Origin of the sequence: Zoogloea sp. LCSB751 (genome assembly GCF_002028455.1) — a bacterium.
In the GTDB taxonomy this organism is placed as follows: domain Bacteria; phylum Pseudomonadota; class Gammaproteobacteria; order Burkholderiales; family Rhodocyclaceae; genus Zoogloea.
Genome location: NZ_MWUM01000500.1, coordinates 1 through 245 on the forward strand (window position 1 = coordinate 1; position 245 = coordinate 245).

Annotated in this window: 1 protein-coding gene; it reads left to right on the forward strand. The window is 54.7% G+C overall.

The features are described from left to right. A partial coding sequence (gene rpsF / locus B4920_RS27470; protein ID WP_079437607.1) for a 30S ribosomal protein S6 occupies window positions 1-245 on the forward strand: 245 nt, incomplete at both ends.

The window sequence follows — 245 nt, forward strand, 5'->3', positions numbered from 1 at the left end:
GCACTATTCATCGCCTGGAAGATTGGGGCCGTCGTCAACTGGCTTACCCGATCGACAAGCTGCACAAGGCTCACTATGTTCTGATGAACGTAGAAGCTGAGCAGGCCGTTATCGACGAACTGGAAACCAACTTCCGCTTCAACGATGCCGTTATCCGCAACATGATCATGCGCACCAAGCACGCCGTGACTGAAGTTTCTCCGATGGCCAAGGCCAAGGAAGAGCGCTTCACCCGTCGTGACGAC